Annotated in this window: 17 protein-coding genes; 4 read left to right on the top strand and 13 right to left on the bottom strand. The window is 39.0% G+C overall.

Annotated elements, in window-relative coordinates; all coding sequences use genetic code 11:
• Window positions 1–134: 134 nt before the first annotated feature.
• The 3 genes from QE382_RS22735 to QE382_RS22725 all read left to right on the top strand — a co-directional run bounded on the left by QE382_RS22735 (window position 135) and on the right by QE382_RS22725 (window position 3218).
• The gene (locus QE382_RS22735; protein ID WP_307187880.1) at window positions 135–1310 is read left to right on the top strand and encodes an amidohydrolase family protein; all 1176 of its coding nucleotides are present in this window, start codon (window positions 135–137) and stop codon (window positions 1308–1310) included.
• Window positions 1311–1428: 118 nt separating this feature from the next.
• The gene (locus tag QE382_RS22730; RefSeq protein ID WP_307187879.1) at window positions 1429–1710 is read left to right on the top strand and encodes an acylphosphatase; all 282 of its coding nucleotides are present in this window, start codon (window positions 1429–1431) and stop codon (window positions 1708–1710) included.
• Between the two features lie 5 nt (window positions 1711–1715).
• Entirely contained in the window at window positions 1716–3218 is a 1503-nt protein-coding gene (locus QE382_RS22725; RefSeq protein WP_307187878.1) for a lipopolysaccharide biosynthesis protein, read from the top strand.
• A 60-nt stretch (window positions 3219–3278) separates the two neighbouring features.
• Here QE382_RS22725 and dusB read toward each other — a convergent pair whose 3' ends face one another.
• From dusB to trmD, 13 genes are all read right to left on the bottom strand, one after another.
• Complete coding sequence (gene dusB, locus QE382_RS22720; RefSeq protein ID WP_307187877.1) at window positions 3279–4274, bottom strand: tRNA dihydrouridine synthase DusB; 996 nt, start codon at window positions 4272–4274, stop codon at window positions 3279–3281.
• A 65-nt stretch (window positions 4275–4339) separates the two neighbouring features.
• Window positions 4340–6781 (bottom strand): outer membrane beta-barrel family protein, encoded by a 2442-nt coding sequence (locus QE382_RS22715; protein ID WP_307187876.1) that lies wholly within the window; start codon window positions 6779–6781, stop codon window positions 4340–4342.
• A 28-nt stretch (window positions 6782–6809) separates the two neighbouring features.
• The gene (locus QE382_RS22710) at window positions 6810–7943 is read right to left on the bottom strand and encodes a PepSY-associated TM helix domain-containing protein (protein ID WP_307187875.1); all 1134 of its coding nucleotides are present in this window, start codon (window positions 7941–7943) and stop codon (window positions 6810–6812) included.
• Window positions 7944–8010: 67 nt separating this feature from the next.
• Window positions 8011–9267, bottom strand: a complete 1257-nt coding sequence (locus tag QE382_RS22705) for a DUF4374 domain-containing protein (RefSeq protein WP_307187874.1) — start codon at window positions 9265–9267, stop codon at window positions 8011–8013.
• A 25-nt stretch (window positions 9268–9292) separates the two neighbouring features.
• On the bottom strand, window positions 9293–11683 hold the full coding sequence (locus QE382_RS22700) for a TonB-dependent receptor (RefSeq protein WP_307187873.1): 2391 nt from the start codon (window positions 11681–11683) through the stop codon (window positions 9293–9295).
• 113 nt (window positions 11684–11796) lie between these two features.
• Window positions 11797–12885, bottom strand: a complete 1089-nt coding sequence (locus QE382_RS22695; protein ID WP_307187872.1) for a DUF4374 domain-containing protein — start codon at window positions 12883–12885, stop codon at window positions 11797–11799.
• A 145-nt stretch (window positions 12886–13030) separates the two neighbouring features.
• Entirely contained in the window at window positions 13031–13669 is a 639-nt protein-coding gene (locus QE382_RS22690; RefSeq protein ID WP_307187871.1) for a hypothetical protein, read from the bottom strand.
• A gap of 49 nt (window positions 13670–13718) precedes the next feature.
• Window positions 13719–14264, bottom strand: a complete 546-nt coding sequence (locus QE382_RS22685) for an RNA polymerase sigma-70 factor (RefSeq protein WP_307187870.1) — start codon at window positions 14262–14264, stop codon at window positions 13719–13721.
• 33 nt (window positions 14265–14297) lie between these two features.
• Window positions 14298–15080, bottom strand: a complete 783-nt coding sequence (gene trpC, locus QE382_RS22680) for an indole-3-glycerol phosphate synthase TrpC (protein ID WP_307187869.1) — start codon at window positions 15078–15080, stop codon at window positions 14298–14300.
• An 11-nt stretch (window positions 15081–15091) separates the two neighbouring features.
• The gene (locus QE382_RS22675; protein ID WP_307187868.1) at window positions 15092–15667 is read right to left on the bottom strand and encodes an anthranilate synthase component II; all 576 of its coding nucleotides are present in this window, start codon (window positions 15665–15667) and stop codon (window positions 15092–15094) included.
• On the bottom strand, window positions 15654–15947 hold the full coding sequence (locus tag QE382_RS22670) for a chorismate mutase family protein (protein WP_293882078.1): 294 nt from the start codon (window positions 15945–15947) through the stop codon (window positions 15654–15656). Before QE382_RS22670 ends, QE382_RS22675 begins: the two co-directional genes overlap by 14 nt.
• The gene (locus QE382_RS22665) at window positions 15944–17347 is read right to left on the bottom strand and encodes an anthranilate synthase component I family protein (protein WP_293953066.1); all 1404 of its coding nucleotides are present in this window, start codon (window positions 17345–17347) and stop codon (window positions 15944–15946) included. Before QE382_RS22665 ends, QE382_RS22670 begins: the two co-directional genes overlap by 4 nt.
• A 259-nt stretch (window positions 17348–17606) precedes the next feature.
• A complete protein-coding gene (trmD, locus tag QE382_RS22660; protein ID WP_293953064.1) occupies window positions 17607–18284 on the bottom strand; it encodes a tRNA (guanosine(37)-N1)-methyltransferase TrmD in 678 nt (225 codons plus the stop codon).
• Between the two features lie 84 nt (window positions 18285–18368).
• Here trmD and QE382_RS22655 point away from each other — a divergent pair, with 84 nt between their 5' ends.
• Window positions 18369–20000 (top strand): ABC-F family ATP-binding cassette domain-containing protein, encoded by a 1632-nt coding sequence (locus QE382_RS22655; protein WP_307187867.1) that lies wholly within the window; start codon window positions 18369–18371, stop codon window positions 19998–20000.
• The last annotated feature ends 111 nt before the right edge of the window (window positions 20001–20111 follow it).

Below are 20111 nucleotides of genomic sequence, written 5' to 3'. Positions count from 1 at the left end.
AAAATTTTATGTAAATTGTTGTTTTTGGTATATATTGTTCTTTTTAGGTACCTTGGCATGGATTTTTCTACTAATGGTATGTATTCATACAAGTCTAAAAATTTTAGTTACTAAATTGATAGTGAGGAGATAAAATGTTAAAATATTTAAGCGCTAATTATATTCTACCGATTAGCTCGATGCCGATAAAAGATGGTATTGTTGCGGTAGATGAGGAGGGGGTAATTCAAGGTATCTTTGACCCAACGTCATTTGCACCTATGGATAATGGTCAGGTCGAGAAATACAAAGGGGTTATAATTCCGGGATTTATCAATGCGCATTGCCACATTGAATTGTCGCATATGAAAGGTATTGTTGCTAAAGGTACAGGGCTTCCAAGCTTTTTGAGTAAGGTGATGACAACGCGTTCGGCTTCGATGAAAAAAATAGATGAAGCGATGGCAAAAGCCGACAGAGAGATGTACGAGAATGGTATTGTCGCAGTCGGCGATCACGCTAATACGGATAATTCTTCAAAATTGAAGGACGATTCTAAAATCTTGTATCACACATTTGTAGAAGTGATCGGAATTGAGCCAGACGAAGCCGATTTTAAGTTGAAGGAGGCGAAATCACTGATCCAAGAGTTTAGGAATGGCCATGTGTCTATCACGCCACATGCCCCCTATTCTTGTTCTAAGGTGCTTTTTAAAAAATTCAAGAAAGTAGTTCCGGAAACAAACATTATCAGTATTCATAATCAGGAAAGTGAGGAAGAGAATAAGTTGTTCCGTTATAAAATGGGCGAATTCTTAGACTTTTATAAAAGTATCGGAAAAAATGCAGATACGATAAAAGCGCAGGCAAGAAATTCAATTCAATCTTATCTGCCTTATTTGCCTTACCCAAATAAATTGTTGTTGGTTCATAATACCTATACGTCTTTAAAAGATTTTGATTTTGTTGAGCGTATGGGTCGTGACGTCACGTGGTGTTTATGTCCGAAAGCTAACCTTTATATTGAGGGGACTCTACCTAAAATACAGAACTTTTTAAATTCGGGACAACGTATTGTGATCGGAACCGATAGTTTAGCTTCCAACGATACCTTGTCCATTCTGGACGAATTAAAGGTTTTACATGCACACTTCGAGGATCTTGATTTCTTACAAACTATCCAATGGGCTACGATTAATGGTGCTATAGCGTTAAATATTCAGGACGAATTTGGATCATTGGAGGTCGGTAAAAAGCCAGGTGTTGTATTGCTGCAAGGCATGGAACATATGCGCTTAACTGATGATGTGAAGGTAAAACGCTTAGCCTAGTATTTAATTCCCCAAAACTTCTGTACTTTTGTTTTTAATGAACAACCCATGACTATATGAATGAAATTATAGTGATGGGTTGCTCCATCTGACAGATGGAAGAAAAAATAAGTTACAGATGAAACATTTGAATATTTCAATAAGAGGTAAAGTACAACGAGTCTTTTTTCGATTAACAACTAAGGCAGTTGCTGATCAAGTTGGTGTGAAGGGCTTTGTGGTCAATTTAAAAGACGGTTCTGTCTATATTGAGGCTGAGGGTGACGAATTTTCTCTTGATTCACTTTTGGAGTTCTGCAAGGAAGGTCCAGAGGGTGCGGTTGTGGAAAGTGTAGAAATAGAGGAAGGCGAAGTGAAAGGCTTTTCCAATTTTGAAGTAGTTAAAAGAGTTCAATCCTAAGCCAAGTGTCTACGATCAAAAAATTTCTCAGCGATACCTTCATCTATGGTATAACGACTATCGTTTCAAGAATGATAGGATTTTTGATGACTCCGCTTTATCTGCGAAAATTTAAAGATGCCGCAGTCTACGGTATCTATTCTAACTTTTATGCCTGGATGTCTATGTTAAATGCTGTGCTTGCATTTGGTATGGAAACGACATATTTTCGCTATTTGCAAAAAGTCGAAACGCAAGATAGATCCAAAGTTTACAATAATAGTTTCTTTATTACTTTAGTCACTTCGCTTATTCTATTATTATCTGTCTTTGTATTTACGCGGCCCATTGCAGCGTGGTTTGCAGATGGTGGTGATGTTGATCTGTATGAGCGATATATTAAATATTTCGCTTTTATTCTTGTTGCTGATGCGCTTGCTGTCATCCCATTTACAAAACTTCGCGCTGAGGGAAGGCCCTATAAATATAGCGCCCTGAAATTTGTTAATATTGGAGTTACGGTGATTTCAAACCTGTTCTTCATTTATTTCTTACCTGATTGGGTTCATCAGTATAGCTTTTGGGCTGATTTTGCCGGAACATGGTTTAAAGAAGGGTGGATTGGCTATGTCTTTATTTCCAATCTTTTCGCCAGCGTTGTTACATTAATTCTACTTCTGCCTGAATTACTAACTTTCCGATTTAGTCTAGATCGAAAGTTACTGCGTGAAATGTTAACGTATAGCTTCCCAATTTTAGTCGCTAATATTTCATTTATTATTAATGAGAATCTAGACAAAATGTTCTTTCTGAAATTGTTGCCAGGAGAGACTGGGAAAGACGAATTAGGTATATATGGTGCGGTTGCTAAATTGGCCGTATTTCTAAGCTTATTTGTTACGGCTTTTAGGCTAGGGGCAGAACCATTTTTCTTTTCGTATTCGAAAAATCAGAATGCATCGAAAACCTATGCACTCATCATGGAGTATTTTGTTATTTTGATGGTCATTGCAATGGTTGGACTAACAGTCAATCTCGATTGGCTTAAATACTTCATTAAGGGAAATGAATCGGAGGTTGCTGTTTACTGGACCGGACTCAAAATTGTGCCGATTCTACTGTTTAACTATGTCCTGCTAGGGATATATATGAACCTGTCAATTTGGTACAAGTTGACAGACCAGACACGATATGCACTTTATATTTCAGGAATAGGAGCTTTATTAACCATTATGCTGAATGTTTGGCTGATTCCGGTGTATTCCTATGTTGGGGCTGTTTTGTCTACGACAGTGGTGTACTTGGTGATGATTGGATTTTCACTCCACTGGGGTCAAATGTATTATCCTATACCTTATAAATTGATAAAAATTGCCATTTATCTTGGGGTAGGGCTTCTGATTTCCTGGATGAGCTTTCAAGTTTTTCATAATAACATCTGGATAGGCAATGGGATGCTATTGTTATTATTAGGTGTCACTTTTATGCTTGAAAAGAATAGGTTGATGGAGTTGTTACGAAGAAAATAGTCTTATTTACATATTTTACAAACAAGGCAATAGTTGTATCATTATTGCCTTGTTTCTTTTTTAGACTCCTTCGGGAATGAAGGAATTTTCAATCTCATGCAGTACCTCTAAAATTTCAGCCTGGCTCTGCAAACTGACTAATTTCATTCGATACTCTTTAAAATTAGGAATTCCTTTGAAGTAATTAGCATAATGTCTACGCATTTCAAAAATGCCTAGCTTATCACCTTTCCATTCGATGGATTTGATCAAATGGGTTCTGCAGACTTCGACACGTTCGGCAATAGTAGGTCCTTCTAAACGCTCACCTGTATTGAAAAAATGCTTAATTTCTCTAAAAATCCAAGGATAGCCAATGGCAGCGCGCCCAATCATGATGCCGTCCACCTCAAACTCCTGGCGCCAAGCCGCAGCTTTTTCGACAGAATCAACATCGCCATTACCAAAAATTGGGATCTTGATCCGCGGATTGCGTTTGATATCGCGAATCATGGACCAGTCTGCTTGTCCTTTGTACAATTGTGCACGCGTACGTCCATGAATAGCCAGTGCTTTGATGCCTACATCTTGTAATCTTTCAGCTACCTCATACACATTTTTTGTGTTGTCATCCCATCCAAGGCGTGTTTTCACCGTTACCGGTAAATCAGTAGCTTCAACAACAGCTTTGGTCATGGCAACCATTTTATCAATATCCTGTAAGAGGGATGAGCCAGCACCTTTACAGACCACTTTTTTAACAGGACAACCATAATTGATGTCAATTAAATTAGGCCCTGCTTTTGCGCAGATTTCAGCCGATTGACGCATACTTTCGATATCACCGCCGAAGATCTGGATACCAATCGGTCGTTCATATTCAAAAATATCTAGCTTTTGAACAGATTTGGCAGCATCACGGATTAGTCCTTCGGAAGAAATAAATTCAGTATACATTAAATCAACACCATTTTGTTTGCATACGTAACGAAACGGAGGATCACTTACATCCTCCATAGGAGCTAATAGCAACGGGAATTCTCCCAAATCAATATTTTCACCAATCTTGACCGACATCTTCGATAATTTTTTACAAATGTACAAAATTGGTGTTACTATAAAGTTAGCGAACTGTCACGAGTTTAGAGTCGACTTTTGATTTCTTCAGAGCTTGTTGAGCGTTGACTGTTCAAAATTCCAGTTCCTCCAAAGCGATAATTTAAAGATAGAATGGCTGTCCTACTGTCGGGATTTGACCTCCCGACAAGCCGAATTGTTGAAGAAACCGTTTCGTATCGGCGACTGTTCGTTCTAAAAATATCATTTACCACCAGTTTAACAGATGCTTTTTTATTGAGAATATTCTTTTGAATTCCGCAGTATAACTGGCCATAGCTCTTGATCTGGCTTAACCCTGTCGTCAATCCGGAGGTGTAGCTCCCGCCCACTTCTAAGGACCATTCGTTCGGTAGTTTGATTGTATTCTGGCTATTCAGGGTCAGCGTATTGCCTTTGCGGCTAATCAGTATGCCGTCCTGTGGAATTTTATATTCATTGCGATAGTAGTTTGTGAAATGGGTTGCTGACCACCAGCTTGTCAATTGGGTCGGAGCGATCAAAGAAACTCCAAAGTTTTTGAATGAGCCGATATTCTCTGGCCGTTCGTAAGTTATATACGGATTGGATAAATCCCTTCCTAGAATATCATTGACAACGTCGGTTCGTGAAGCATAATTCAGTGTGAAAATATATTTATTGGAAAAAGTATAGCCCAGCTCGAATGCATGTTCAAATGCCGGGTTCAGACGGGCATTGCCCTCCGTATAGGAAAACGGATCGGTGTATACACGAAATGGATTGAGATCCCAAAAAGAGGGTCTCTGAACACGATAACTATAACTTGTCTGTAGTTTGTTTTTTTCATCGACAGCGTAAGTTAGAAAAGCTGATGGAAATAGCTTGAAATAGGATTTTTCAAAGTGTTCATTCAGCGTGATTTGATGGCCTGATGTATGTGTATGTTCTCCTCTCAAACCAACCTGAGCCGAAATTTTTTTCCAACTTTTGGAAAGATTAATATAGCCTGCCTGTATGGTTTCTTGGTAAATGTAATGATTGCTTGTTGTCAGGTCAGAGACATATTGATCATTTTGTAAGGTATCGTAATGTAGGTCATTTTCTGTGCGGACGTGACTGGCTTTCCAGCCTACCTCCAGTCGATACGCTTTGGCCAGCGGGCGTATGTAATCTAGTTTGGCAACATATACTTTATTGTCTGAGGGGATGTCGCCTCGACGTGACGTTGGCCGATCGAGCGGAGTGCCATCTGCTTTTATATAATTTGTGTTCAGTTGTTGATCCATTTTGGAATAATGATCTACAAGATCAAGATCGATTTTTAATTCGTGACCTTTCTCATTAAACTTAATGCCGTAGTTGAAATTATAAAGCATATCCCGCCAGCGCTCTTTTCCTTCCGTTATTGTAGATGAAGACCATATTAATCGATTATCGTCAACGGTACTGAAGTTATTTGTCGTGGGTTCATACTTCGGGTATTTGCCGAATCCGCCATTAATAAGCACTCCAATTGTTTGTCGGGAATCTATGTTGTAATCTATACCAGCTCTAAAGTTATTAGATCGAAGTTTGGGCTGTATCTTATTTTCCTGTTGTGTATAAGATTCGGGGCGGGTGCCTTGATCTGTATAGAAGTAGCGGGTGAGGGAATTAAAGTACTCGAGGTTCTGATGATACTGATTATAGATTCCAAATACATTTAGTTTTTCAGTGCGGTAATTAAGATTAATACCTCCGCCAAAATGCGGTCCTCGGCCTGCACCAGCATTGAGGGAAATGGAACCATTCCATCCTTCTCTTATTCCTTTTTTCAAAACAATATTGATGATTCCGGCCGACCCGGCCGCATCTTCTTTGGCACTGGGATTGGTCATGACTTCAATTTTGCTGATATCAATGGAAGATGTGCTACGCAATAGATTGGCCAATTGGTCACCAGAAAGATAAGTCAGTTTTCCATTGATCATTACCGTTGCGCCTGATTTCCCTTTAATAAATAATGTTCCGTTATCATCTGCTACTACACCCGGTAGCTTGTTGAGTAATTCAAGCCCGTTATTTCCTTCCGCAAGCATGGAGTTTTCGATATTAAATACTAGTTTATCCTTTTGCTGTTCAATAAATTGCTTTTTTCGTACGACAAGCACCTCGGCTAAGTATTCATTATTTGTTAGCAGTACAATCTGACCAAGGTCGTATCCACCGAGTTGTTCGTCCAAACTGAAATGTGGACTAAAGGTTTCCTGGTGTGTGACGCTTTTTACTTTTATATAATAACGGCCTGCCTTTGTGTCACCAAAAATAAAATGCCCGGTACTATCTGCGACGATAGTTTTTATCAATGTGCTGTCTTTTACATGATGAAGGCTGATATTCACATACGGAATTGCCTGCTTATCTTCACCGATAATTTGACCTTTGACGTGGCTGTTTTTTTGGGCAAAGCTACTGGATACTGAACAAATTAATAGTAGACTAAAGATATGACGATTAAAGTAGCGCATAATGGTATAGTTACAGTATTGCTAAAATTTAGGGTGTTGCTAATGGAGTGTGTTTCGTTTTTTTTGTTGCTTTTCTTTTCTTTCCCCACCAGATGTAAAATCCTGTGATAGGTAAAGTTGCGCATACAAGTGAGGCAACAAAGTAGATGATTTTGGTTGTCATTCCACCGATAAAACCGGTGTGAAGCGCATAGTTGGATCGCATCAACCATTCTGCGGCATTGGCCTCATCAATGGGTCCTTGTTTCCGGCCTGTAAGTTCAAGTGTATTTCGATCGAAATTGAGATCTCGCCAGGTGCCGCCTTCCATATCGGTACATGCCGATACTGTTTTCTCGTCATGTTCAGGATAATGCACAATAACGGCCTCTTTGTTATACTTTGCATACTCATGGCGTACCTTATACCAAATTTGATCTGCGACATCTAGCGCGTCATTTAGCGGCTGATCCGGAAGCTCAGTTTTATTATTTTTTTCCGTTTTTGGTTTATTGGGATAGCCTCCCGTCATCCAGACTACAGAACTTCGAATCCAAGGAAAACTCATAATGAGCCCTGTAAAGCACATGACAAATGCGATTGTTAGTGCATAGAAACCTAATACGTTGTGGAGGTCATAATTGATACGTTTGAATTTTGCTTTCCATTTGATGGTTAAGCTCTGTTCTCTGGATCTACGGTTCCATTTCTTTGGCCACCATAATGCTAGGCCGGTGAGCAGTAGTATGAAAAAGATTAAAGTGCTCCAGCCAACGACTTGCCTGCCTATTTTTTCGGGCATCCAAAGATGACGATGCCCCTCATCCATGAAATGGAAAAAATCCTCATGGTTGACTATTGCCAGAATTTCGGCTGTATAAGGGTTTACATAGACCAGACTGTCAGAGTGATCTAGGCTTACTTTAATTGATTTATCAAGTCCATAATACCAGGAACTCGCAATTTCATAGTCAGGAAGAGTCGCTTTAACAGATTTATAGATTGCAGATGGAGGAAGCTGTTCTTCTGATTTTTGCGCTGCGACCTGTATATAGTTTGTAGTCAATTCTTTGATGTCATGTTCAAACACAAGTACGCAGCCTGTAATTCCTAAAATGATAACTGGAATACCCGCAGCGATTCCTAACCAAAGGTGTAGCCAGGCATTAATTTTACTGAGCATAATGCGAAACGGTTTTTTATCATCCGATCTGCACATGTTGTTTGGCAGATCGGATTATTGATGATGATTAATAGCTGATTTTGCTCATTGATGATACTTGGGATATACCAGTAAACTTCAATCCTCTTTTTGCTGTAGCGTTGTTGATATCGATGATGTAGGTATAATATTGTTTGTCGTCTTTATCCTGACAGGTATAGTAAGCCTGAGCGCCACCTTTGTCAACATACACAACATCTTTATATCCCTGTTGTTCATGTGCAGGAATATCTACGAGTTCGGTCATTTTTTTTGTTTGTATATCAACGATATATAATTTGACAAGACCCCCGCCGATACCTTCAGCTTGTTCGCCTTTATTATAGATCGTCATTAAAAATTTATTGTCTTTAAGATAACTACCCCTTGCTATTTTGCCCTTTCCAAGAGATTCGATATCGAAATAATAGTTTTTATCAAATTCATCTGTTCCCTTTTTGATTCTCAGGAATCCAGATTTGTTTTTTGTGGGCAGTGACGCTTCATTTGCCGAGAACCAAACATATGCATCACCTTGATCGTCTACTGCTAAACCTTGCTGCGCAAACCAGTTTCCGATATGGGATCCTCTTCCATCACGGATTGTTTTTTCAAATTTAAGTTCAGGATAAGAGAAGATACCGATATAGGTTGTATCTGTCGTCGTAAAATCTCCACCCCAGTTATCTGAACCATCTCCAGATTGGAAAGGAATATACACCTTATTACCTACTTGAAATACACCTGTCCAGATCGCCATACGGTTACCTCCTAACACTTTGGAAAGATCGACCGTATTTTTGTTGGCGATGGAGAAATTTTGCGCATCATAATTTCGTAGTGTGGCGACAGGATTTGCCATACTTCTGTTAGTTGTCCCTAAAATCACATTTTTATCACCATAAGTGCCAAAGATACCTGCGGTTTCGGCGTTTACTTGGTCATCTTTAAGTCTTTGCAGATCGCCTTTGGCATCGATAGTATAAGGAGTGATAGGACCTTGTCCACCGTATGTTAGGCCAAAAACATGATTGTTTTGATTGATAAAAGAGAACTCTGTTGCAGGCATGCCGTTACCTACAATACTTAAATTACCTTGGCTAACATCATCCGTAGTAACAATGTACGTACCTGATGAACCTGACTCGGAACTCCCTTGGCCAGTTACGATAAAGACAAATTTTTCCTTTTTTTTCGAGTTTCCCGGATCTTCTCCGCCTTCGACAGGTTTGTCCTTGGAGCATGCGGTAATAGCTAATACGCTACAGGCTACTGTAAGCAATCTGAAGTAATTTGACTTTTTCATTTTGAGTTATTTAATAAATTGTGTGTTATTTTTGACGTATAAAGTATCTGAATTTGACATTGAAAGACCGACTCGGTTTCTGCATTTCGAAATTGTCGTATCGTGTTGCGTCGGTTAGGTTATTACATTCCAGCGCAACATTGTATTTCCCCGAAGCCATTGCATAGACAATGTTGACATCATGGGATAGTTGTTTGGGGATAATGAAACGCTGTGCTGGTGTGCCTAAACTTGGAAAATCCAAAAAGAAAGCATGGATATATTGGAGGTTGTAACCGATCGTCAATGTATTGTGTTTACCTCCGAAGTGGTGCAAATAATAGGCGGCATCCACATTCCCATATAAATACGGTATATTAGGCATACGATCCTTGTAGACGCTGCTCTCTACAACTTGACCGGGCTCAAACTTCGTATTATTGAGTATATTTTGGTAGGTTAGATTGCCACCGATAGAAAACCGATTTTTATAGAAATATTTTACATTCAGATCGACCCCATTATTGAGTACACTCCTTAAATTGAGGTATTTACTTTCTCTCTTATTGTTTGAGTTTAGTGGGCTGATGTAGAGTCTTATAAAATCAGTTGCATTTCTATAGGTATAGTTAGCATCTATAATGATATGGTTATCCTCATTCCATTTTTTTGTGTAGGAGAGGCCGATATTGATGTTATGGCTATTTTCTGGTTTAAGCGTTGGATTTGCGCTGAGATCCTGCGCATCGCCAAATAATTCGTTGTTTTCAGGTAATCTGGATGCTTTCTCATAGGACGCTTTCAATTGTAGGGTTGTATTCACAAAGTAGGAAGCCGCAAATCCATAGCCTAATTTATTGACCGTCGTTTCTACATTTTTGTAGCTTTCATTTTTCTTGACTTCTTCAAAGTATTTACCTTTTTGATTGTAATTTTTTACAAATACATTTAAATCCCATTGATCGGCTATGCTGGTACGATAACCTAATGCAGTTATATTTTTTGTGGTTTTCCGTGGCGACTTGTTAATTTCGAGATCTGGGTAATATTTATCTTTTCCTTTGCGGTCAAACGTTGTGAATAGGTGATTGACCATAAAGTGGTGTTTTTCATTGATCGCATAGGAGAGATTGGCAATGAAGTTGCCATTGTTATTGTTGAAACGATAATCGCGTAGTTCGTTTTCTCCGCCTGGAGCATTAGGGTTATTTTTATCTTTGGGTTCACTCTCTCCGGACCAGGTGAATCTTCTGTTCACTGTATCCAGACTGCGTTCTTTACCGAGGTTGTATCGACCAAATATGTTGACATCTAGCCCCTTTACAAATAGATCTTTTTTGATGTATTTTACACTGGGTTGGATGATATTTCCCAGGGCTTCCCTGCCACCATAAACATCGTCCATGTGGTTTCCGGTCTGGATTTCTTTTTTGTTTGCTCCCAGTGTTATTCCAAAAAGAAGCTGATCTGCATAGTTCTTGTTGGAGACTCCGATATTATAAACCATGGTTTCATTTCGGTAGGTATCATGAAAACGCCTTCTTCTTCCTTTGGTATATTTTCCGGTTTCAAAATCAGCCGTCCGCACATTCACCCAGTAATTGTTGTCCGAATAATTTTGGAAGGCTGACAAGGTCATTGTTAATCCGTTATTGGAGATGTATCCTGCGTTTACCGCAGTTTTATGTGTATTAAAGGATCCATAAGAATAAGAAGCATCAAGGTATTTTCCAGGGTCATTTTTGGTGACAATATTCACAGCACCACCTAGGGCATCGCCACCTAGCCATACCGGAACAACACCTTTGTACACTTCCACACGTTCGGCAAAATTGATCGGGATATTATTCAGTTGAAATGAAGAACCAAAATTGTCCATTGGAATACCATCCAAAAATAACTTGACCTGATTACCGGAAAATCCATTGATACTAAAAGACATATTTGATCCTACACCGCCAGATTCTCTCAAACGTACGCCCGAGACTCTATTTAGTGCCTGACCGATATCTAAAGTCGTATTGTAAAGCTTTTTTGCATCTATTGCGGAGACGTTGTAAGGTTGTCGTGTTACTTCACCTGCAGTGGATCGACCTATCACTTCAACCTCCGCCATGATTTTTTGATCCGGGATCATCTGTATTTCAAATAGATCAATAACACCTTTCGTACAGGTAATTGGCCGATTGATGGTCTGATATCCGACCGCGGAAATCGTAACCTGATGATTACCGAAAGAAATTCCGCTTATTTTGAAAAAACCATTTTTGTCTGCTTTGGCTCCTTTCTTTGTGCCAGATAGGACAATGGTTGCCCCATGAATAGGTTCGTTTGATGTATTGATAACACTACCTTTGATTTCGGTTAATTGTTGGGCGTGTGAAGGAAAGGATATGATTAGTAAAAACAATAACCATACTATTTTATATTTTGACATTACTTTATTTAGATTAATTACACATAGATAAGTTGCGTAACTCTAAATCTACCGAAGGTCAAAAAAGTAAATAAAAATGATTATTTTTTAATATATTGATTATCAATGGTAAATTAATGTAATCGGTCTATTCTAACAATAAAATCGGTCGCCTGATCTAGGGTAAGACCAACCTGAATGCTTTTTGATTTGATATCATAGACCCAAACTTGATGCTGATCCTTACCATCATCTATCGCGATATAGGCTTTCCCATTTTCAACGAGAACGGATTCTTTGCGTGTCCCCTTGTCAAGGGGAAGATTTAATTTTTTGGTAGTTCGGCTGATAAGATCGACCACATAGTACTCGAATTGATAGGTGGAATGGTGATCACTAAAGTCGGTGTAGCGATCTCTACGTTCACTACGGATGATAGCCTGACTGTTGCCCAAATACCACATGCCATACGCATGATTGCGCGTGTTCGCTGTTAAATTAAAAAAATACGTAGGGTTTATGTGCGTGGAATTACTGTCTATTCTAAAAATTGCGGTAGGTTTTGAAGGCCTGTTGCCGAGTGCTATACCGGGGCAGGACATAAAATAAAAATTGCCATTCTCGTCATGAAAGCTGTAAGATTGAACAGTATTTAATCCTCCGGGGTAAGTAGATCGTGTATCTTTTTGTATATTTTCTAATTTGAAAGTGGTTTTATCCAATGTAGCGACATAGAGTGTGTCTATTGTGGTAAAATCAGTTTCGTTTATTACTTTATTAAAGGTATAACCAACCAGCAACTGCTGTTGATGTATTGTGCTAAAGCCGATGGAAAGAACATTAAAATCGGCTGCTGCCGTGGACAGTTTTATCTGTTGCTGTTGGTTGATTTTGAAATCGTTGACCGTAATTTTATAGACCCATAACTGACGGTTTGTCTTGTTGTCTGAAGTAAATAGGAGCAATGTGTCTCGATCAAGCCAGTTTATATTTTCAATATGCTGATCTTGCATAGCCAATTGTGCAATTTCCTTTAAACCATTTGATCCTAGTGAATATTTTCTGAACTTTCCCGCTCTTAAAAAATAAAAATGCCTGTCCTTAACGATGATGCTTCGATCGAATTGTTGTGTTGGAATGTCGATGCCATTTTTTGAAATGGTTAGATTTCCACTATCGATTGTATTTGAGGTGATGATCGTATTTCTGAGATCTTTATTCATCGTATAGAGACTAAACTTCCCGTCGATATTTTTGCCCCCATCTTCCGTTCTACAGCTTATTACTAAGTGGAGTAAAAACAAGGATAAGAATAGTGTTAAGCGGTAGGATAGCATGAGTGTATGGACTAATTGAAGTTCTTCTTATTTAGATGATATTAAATTGGACTTTCAGTTCGTGTTGGATGGTAGGGGCTAAAAAAGTAAGTTCCGATTTGGAAATTATTACCTGCTTGCCATTTTTTTTCGGTTGCAATACAAAATAGGTTTCGCCATGTCTGAATTTTCTCTTGTTTTCTGTGCCAGAAAAGCTAAAGGCAAAATCTTTTTTGGGAATGAACATCATATTGCCTGAGGTTTTGAATTCACCGGTATCCGTATTGATCTCAGCCCATGCATTTTTACCCAATATGATATTAAAACTATTCTGGTTAATATACTTCAGTCCAGCACTCGTTCTGTTATCAAAGATGGCGGCAGTATTTTCGGCATCCTTACTGAGTTGATAAAAACCTAAACAGAGTAAAAATACCATACTGGCTGCTATTCCAATATATTTAAAATGATATGTTTTAGAGGGAACTGTTTGCGTGACCTCGGACTGACCAATATGACTGCTCAGCTCAGCCCAGATATCCGTTTCTAATTTTGCTTTTTTTGTGGTGGAAATAGACAAGGGCTCCGACTCGAGGGTATCATCCAACAACCATTCTTCCACAAGAGTTTTTTCTGCGGGAGAGCATTGACCTAAATGATATTTCTCGATGAGTTTATGGTCTATTTTCATATGATATACTTCCTGACAAAAGTACAGGATTTCTTTTTTATAGCTAAATTTAGGATATATATTCCGTTAGTTCTGTTTTTAATGTTTTTAATGCTCGTGAAATATGATATTCTACCGCTCTTTCTGAAATGTAGAGTTTATGCGCAATTTCCTTGTTGGTGAGCCCCTGTTCTCTGCTCATGCGAAAAACATTTTTACATTGTTTGGGCAGACTATCGATTAGCATTGATATTTTCTTAGCAAGTTCGTCGGCAATCAGTGAATTATCTATATAATGTTCTCCCCGCGTATTTGAAATGTTGTCCAGGTGTTGCTGGCGGGATACTTTATTGCGAATGTATTCAAATGTTTTGAGCTTTACCGATCTGATCAGATACCGTTCAACCTCGATGAGACGAAGCTCATCACGCCGTTCCCATAGCGATTTGAAAACATCCTGTACAATTTCCTTGGAGTGTTCTTCATCCTTGATACTGCTCAGGCAAAAGGCAAACATACCTTCCCAGTATTGAAGATATATTTGCTCAAAACCTGCTTTATCTATAATAAAAAACTTCTTTTCCAAAATATCAGTGATCAGCTTATTCTGACGCAAAGATAGTCTTATTTAGATTTGTTTTAAATAATTCTAAATTTCTTTTACAAAATCTTTAATCGCTTGTCCTGGATCCGTGGTTTTCATGAAATTTTCACCAATTAAAAAGCCTTGAAAACCAGCCTTTTTAAGGTTTTTTATGGTTGAGGGATCCGATATGCCGCTCTCCGATACCTTGATATATTCTGTTGGAATCTGGTTTAAAAGATCATAAGAATGTTGAAGATCCACTGAAAAGTCTTTCAGGTTTCGGTTATTGACGCCAATTGCATCAATTTCCTCAAACAGATTGTCTAATAGTTCCTGTTCATTGTGTACTTCTAGCAAGACATTTAAACCAATTTGTTTAGCATATGCTGCGAATTCCTGTACTTCTTCCTTTTTCAGGCATGCAGCGATTAAAAGAATGACGTCTGCACCATAGGCCTTAGCTTCAGTGATTTGATATTTATCCACGATAAATTCTTTTCTTAAGATAGGGATACTGATTGCTTCACGGGCTTTCGATAGATCCGCTAAATTTCCTTTGAAAAACTCTCCGTCAGTAAGGACAGACACTGCTGAAGCACCTGCCTCCTCGTATGCCTTAACAACATCTTCAACCGCAGCAGTATTGTTGATGTCTCCTTTTGATGGTGATGCTCTTTTATACTCGGCGATGATTCCTGTTTTTTCAGGATCAAGAATAGATTCTCTCAGTGAAAGACAAGCTACACTGAAATAGGGGTAGTTTAATAGCTGTTCCAACGGAACTAGTGCTTTTGCTTTTTCTACTTCTACTTTTTTTCGTTCAATGATTTTATCAAGTATAGTCATTTTTTTAGGTTTTAGATTCCCAACCAATTTTGAATTAATTTCTTACCATTTGTAGTCAGTACAGATTCTGGATGGAATTGCATCCCCCTAACATCGTATTCAGTATGGGTTAAGGCCATAATAATGCCATTCTCATCAACTGCTGTTACCTTAAGGCATGTCGGTAATGTATTTTTACTTACGGCCCAAGAGTGGTAGCGTCCAATTTTCGAATCTTTTGGGAAGTCTTGGAATAGCTTTTCCGATTCATCAGTAACGGTGATATTTGTTGCCACGCCATGTAAGGGTTTCTCCATATTGAACAGTGTGCCTCCAAATACCTCCGCAATAGCCTGTTGGCCTAAGCAAATACCCAATATACTTTTGTGCGGGGCATAGGTGCGGATGACATCAAGCAGTAGCCCTGCTTCTTCCGGAATACCTGGACCGGGGGAAAGAAGTATCTTATCGAAAGCATCAATATCTTCCAGTTTAAACTTATCATTTCTCCATACAACATACTCTTGATCTAACTCCTGTAATAAATGGACTAAGTTGTAAGTGAATGAATCGTAGTTATCTATAACGACTATTTTATTGTTGCTCATAACCTTTTGCTATAAAATCTTGATGAATGTAGTGTTCAATTTCTTGGAATATGGATTGAATAAATTCAGTAGGCAAATTAAATTTTTTTGCTAGTACCCCATAATGATTGTTTAAATTCCGAATTGGTGGCTGTTCTTCTGCTTGCTCATCGTCTAGCGATTTGCCTTTGTCAATATAGGATTTTCGCAGGGCCAATAGCTCCACAATGCGGTTATCAATGGTATCTATTGACGTGCGGATATGATGCTTATCGACGCAGTATTCCAATGGTCTGATCATAATGTTTCTGCTAGTTGTAGTGCTTTTCGCAATGCAGCGATTTTGTTATTTACTTCTTGAAGTTCCATTTCAGGATCTGAATCGAGAACAATACCACCGCCTGCTTGGTAATGTAAGGTGTTTTGTTTGCTTAGGAAGGAACGAATCATAATCGCGTGATTAAAGTCTCCGTTAAAACCCATAAATCCAATTGCACCGGAATAAAAAGAACGTTGCAATCCTTCATAGCGATCGATTAAGGTCAGCGCCATATGTTTTGGTGCCCCCGACAATGTGCCGGCGGGATATGTATCGCCTACAATGTCAAACGGATTGATGTTATCTTTCAATCTGCCCGTTACTTTGGAGACCAGATGGATAATATGGGAGTAATATTGCGGTTCCATGTAGGACTCAACTTTAACTTGTGTACAATGTCTACTTAAGTCATTGCGGGCAAGATCGACAAGCATAACGTGTTCAGAAGTTTCCTTTGGATCTTCTTTGAGTCTAGAGGCAATTTTCTGATCTTCCTCCATGTTGCCCGTACGTTTGAATGTTCCTGCAATGGGGAAGATGGTTGCCTGTTTTCCGTGAATGCGTAATTGCGCTTCTGGCGAGGATCCGAAAAGTTTAAAATCACCGTAATCGAAATAGAAAAGGTAAGGTGAGGGATTGATGGATCGCAATGCACGATAGACATTGAATTCATCACCAGAGAACGGTGTTTTAAACCCTCTGGATGGAACAATCTGAAAAACATCGCCACGTTGGATATGTTCTTTCATTTTCTTGACCAACTGACGGTGCTCTTCATCGGTACGATTGGAGCTTTCTTCGCCGGCAAGTTTAAAGGAATATTCAGGAAAGTTTTTGTTCTGAATTAGAAACTGCATTCTTTCGAGTTCTGATTCTTCGTCATCCAGCAGGTGTTCAAAGATGTAGAGTTGGTTTCGGAAGTGGTCAATAGCAATGACATATTTGTAGATATGATATTGCATAAATGGTATTTTCCGCGCCGGATCTGGCGAAGTGGTCAGTTTGATATCTTCAAAGTGTTCGATACAATCGAAGGTGAAATATCCAAATAAGCCATTGGAAATGAGGTTAAGTTCGGCGATTGTATGGTCTTCGAAGGAATTTCTAAAATCGGATACTTCCTGACGTAATTCGATTTCCTTCGCATTTTTTACGGTACGCTCGCTGTTGGGATAGGTAAGCGTTAGCTCTTTTTCATCGAGCTGGATCCCGGCAATTGGCTGGCAACAGATGTAGCTAATGTTATTGTCGCGGCTATGATAGTCGGAGCTTTCCAATAGCAATGAGTTTGGAAAGATATCTCTTAGACGAAGATAGATGCTCACTGGCGTAGTTGTATCCGCAAGCAACTTTCTGCTTTTTGTTTTGAATGTATACTTCATTTTTTGTGTCTTATCTTCTTGTTGTAAATTTATGCATAAAAAAACCCCGATACTGGTTAGCATCGGGGTTGGAATTTCCATAAATGGTTTTGGTTGATTATGAAATATTATAACAATACCAATTGATTCCCGATGCTTATTGCTCCAGGCCACCACCAATTTGTATTTGTATATCTTCGTGTCATTATTACACAAATTTATAAAAAAAAATAAATAAGCAAACTTTTTGTGACAAAAAAACAAAAATTCCCCTTATTTCTTAATCATTTAATAAATCAGGACGTCTTTCTTGTGTCCTTTTTAACTGTTGTTCATCCTTCCAGGCTGCAATTTTTGCTTCGTGACCACTAAGTAGAATAGCTGGTACTTTATGGCCTTTCCACTCTGCAGGGCGTGTATAGATTGGTGCGTCGAGCAATCCATCCTGAAATGAATCGGAAAGAGCGGAAGTTTCATCTGATAATACGCCAGGAATCAATCTGATAATAGCGTCTGTAACAATTGCGGCTGGAAGTTCTCCGCCAGATAGCACATAGTCACCGACTGAAATCTCTTTTGTTACATAAATATCACGGATACGTTGATCAATGCCCTTATAATGTCCACAAAGGATCATCATATTTCCTTTTGTAGATAGTCCGTTCGCAATATCCTGATTGAATGTTTCACCGTCTGGAGTCATATAGATGATCTCATCGTACACCCGCTCGGATTGCAATTGCTCAATACACTTTGCAAAAGGCTCGATTTGGAGAACCATACCGGATCCGCCGCCGTAGGGATAATCATCGACACTTTTGTGTTTATTGGTTGAATAGTCTCTTAAGTTGTGAACATGTATTTCAGCCAAACCTTTGTTTTTTGCTCGTTGCAAAATGGAGTGTGCAAATGGACTTTCCAGCAGGTCTGGTAAGACCGTAATAATATCAAAACGCATGGCGCAAAGATACACAAAAATGCACCATTGTCTATTTATAAGATTGATTCGCTTATCTTTGTGCCAAAATTAAGTGTATATACAGTGATTGACGTAAATAATATTTCTGTTTCCTTTGGGGGAACAACTCTTTTTTCAGATGTATCTTTCTCCATCAATGAGAATGACAAGATCGCATTGATGGGCAAAAATGGTGCTGGTAAGTCCACCTTGTTGAAAATTATTGCTGGAGTGGGTAAACCTACGACAGGTAATGTTGCTGGTCCGAAAGATGCCATTATAGCCTATTTACCACAACATTTGCTAACAGAGGATAACGTGACTGTTTTTGAGGAAACATCAAAGGCGTTCGAAGAAGTTTATGGTATGCGTGATGAGTTGGAAAACCTGAATGAGCAGTTGAATATTCGTACGGATTATGAATCTGATGATTATATGCAATTGATCGAACGTGTTTCCGAATTAAGTGAAAAGTTCTATTCGATTGAGGAAGTCAACTATGACGCGGAGGTCGAGAAGGTATTGAAGGGTCTTGGTTTTGAGCGCACGGATTTTACTAGACAAACATCTGAATTTTCTGGTGGCTGGCGTATGCGCATCGAGTTGGCTAAGATATTACTAAAAAAGCCAGATTTGATCTTATTGGATGAGCCTACGAATCACATGGATATTGAGAGTATTCAATGGCTTGAGGATTTCTTGGTAAATTCGGCGAAAGCCGTTATTGTGATCTCGCACGATAGAGCATTTGTTGATAATATTACGAATCGGACCATTGAGGTGACGATGGGACGGATTTATGACTATCGTGCCAAGTACAGTCATTATCTGGAATTACGTCAGGAGCGTCGTCAGCATCAGCTAAAAGCGTATGAAGAACAGCAACGTTTTATTGCAGACAACCAGGAGTTTATAGACCGTTTTAGAGGTACGTATTCAAAGACTTTGCAAGTACAGTCGCGTGTGAAAATGCTGGAAAAATTGGAGATTATTGAGATCGATGAGGTGGATACCTCGGCGTTGCGTCTTAAATTTCCGCCATCTCCACGCTCAGGCCAATATCCGGTTATTGTGGAAGATCTGACGAAAGCTTATGGCGATCATGTCGTCTTTCAAAAAGCAAATATGGTCATCGAACGTGGTGAAAAGGTCGCTTTTGTCGGAAAGAACGGTGAAGGTAAATCGACCATGATCAAAGCTATTATGGGGGAAATCGATTTCGAAGGTACGTTAAAAGTTGGGCACAATGCAAAAATTGGCTATTTCGCACAGAATCAGGCATCCTTACTTGATGGTGAAATGACTGTTTTTGATACCATTGATCAAATTGCTGTGGGTGAAGTGCGTGTTAAAATGAAAGATCTTTTGGGCGCTTTTATGTTTAGTGGCGACGATACGACCAAAAAAGTGAAGGTGCTATCTGGAGGAGAAAGAACGCGGTTGGCCATGATAAAATTGTTGTTGGAACCGGTCAATGTATTGATTCTCGATGAGCCGACGAACCATTTGGATATGAAGACCAAGGACATTATCAAAGATGCTTTAAAAGATTTCGATGGTACATTGATCCTTGTTTCCCACGATCGTGACTTTTTGGATGGCTTAGCGGAGAAAGTTTTTGAATTTGGAAACAAGCGCGTACGGGAGCATTTTGAAGATATTAAAGGCTTCTTGGAATACAAGAAGATGAGCAGCTTAAAGGATATTGAACGTTAGCATCTAAATAATCTTTGTATAACACCCGGTAGGGGGCTCAGTTATAAAAAGCGGCTTTTTTATATAAGAGCCGCTTTTTTGCGTTTTAAATTAAGATTAATCGAATCTTCA

The organism is Sphingobacterium zeae, from assembly GCF_030818895.1.
Taxonomy (GTDB): domain Bacteria; phylum Bacteroidota; class Bacteroidia; order Sphingobacteriales; family Sphingobacteriaceae; genus Sphingobacterium; species Sphingobacterium zeae.
This window is presented reverse-complemented; position numbering and strand designations above follow the sequence as displayed.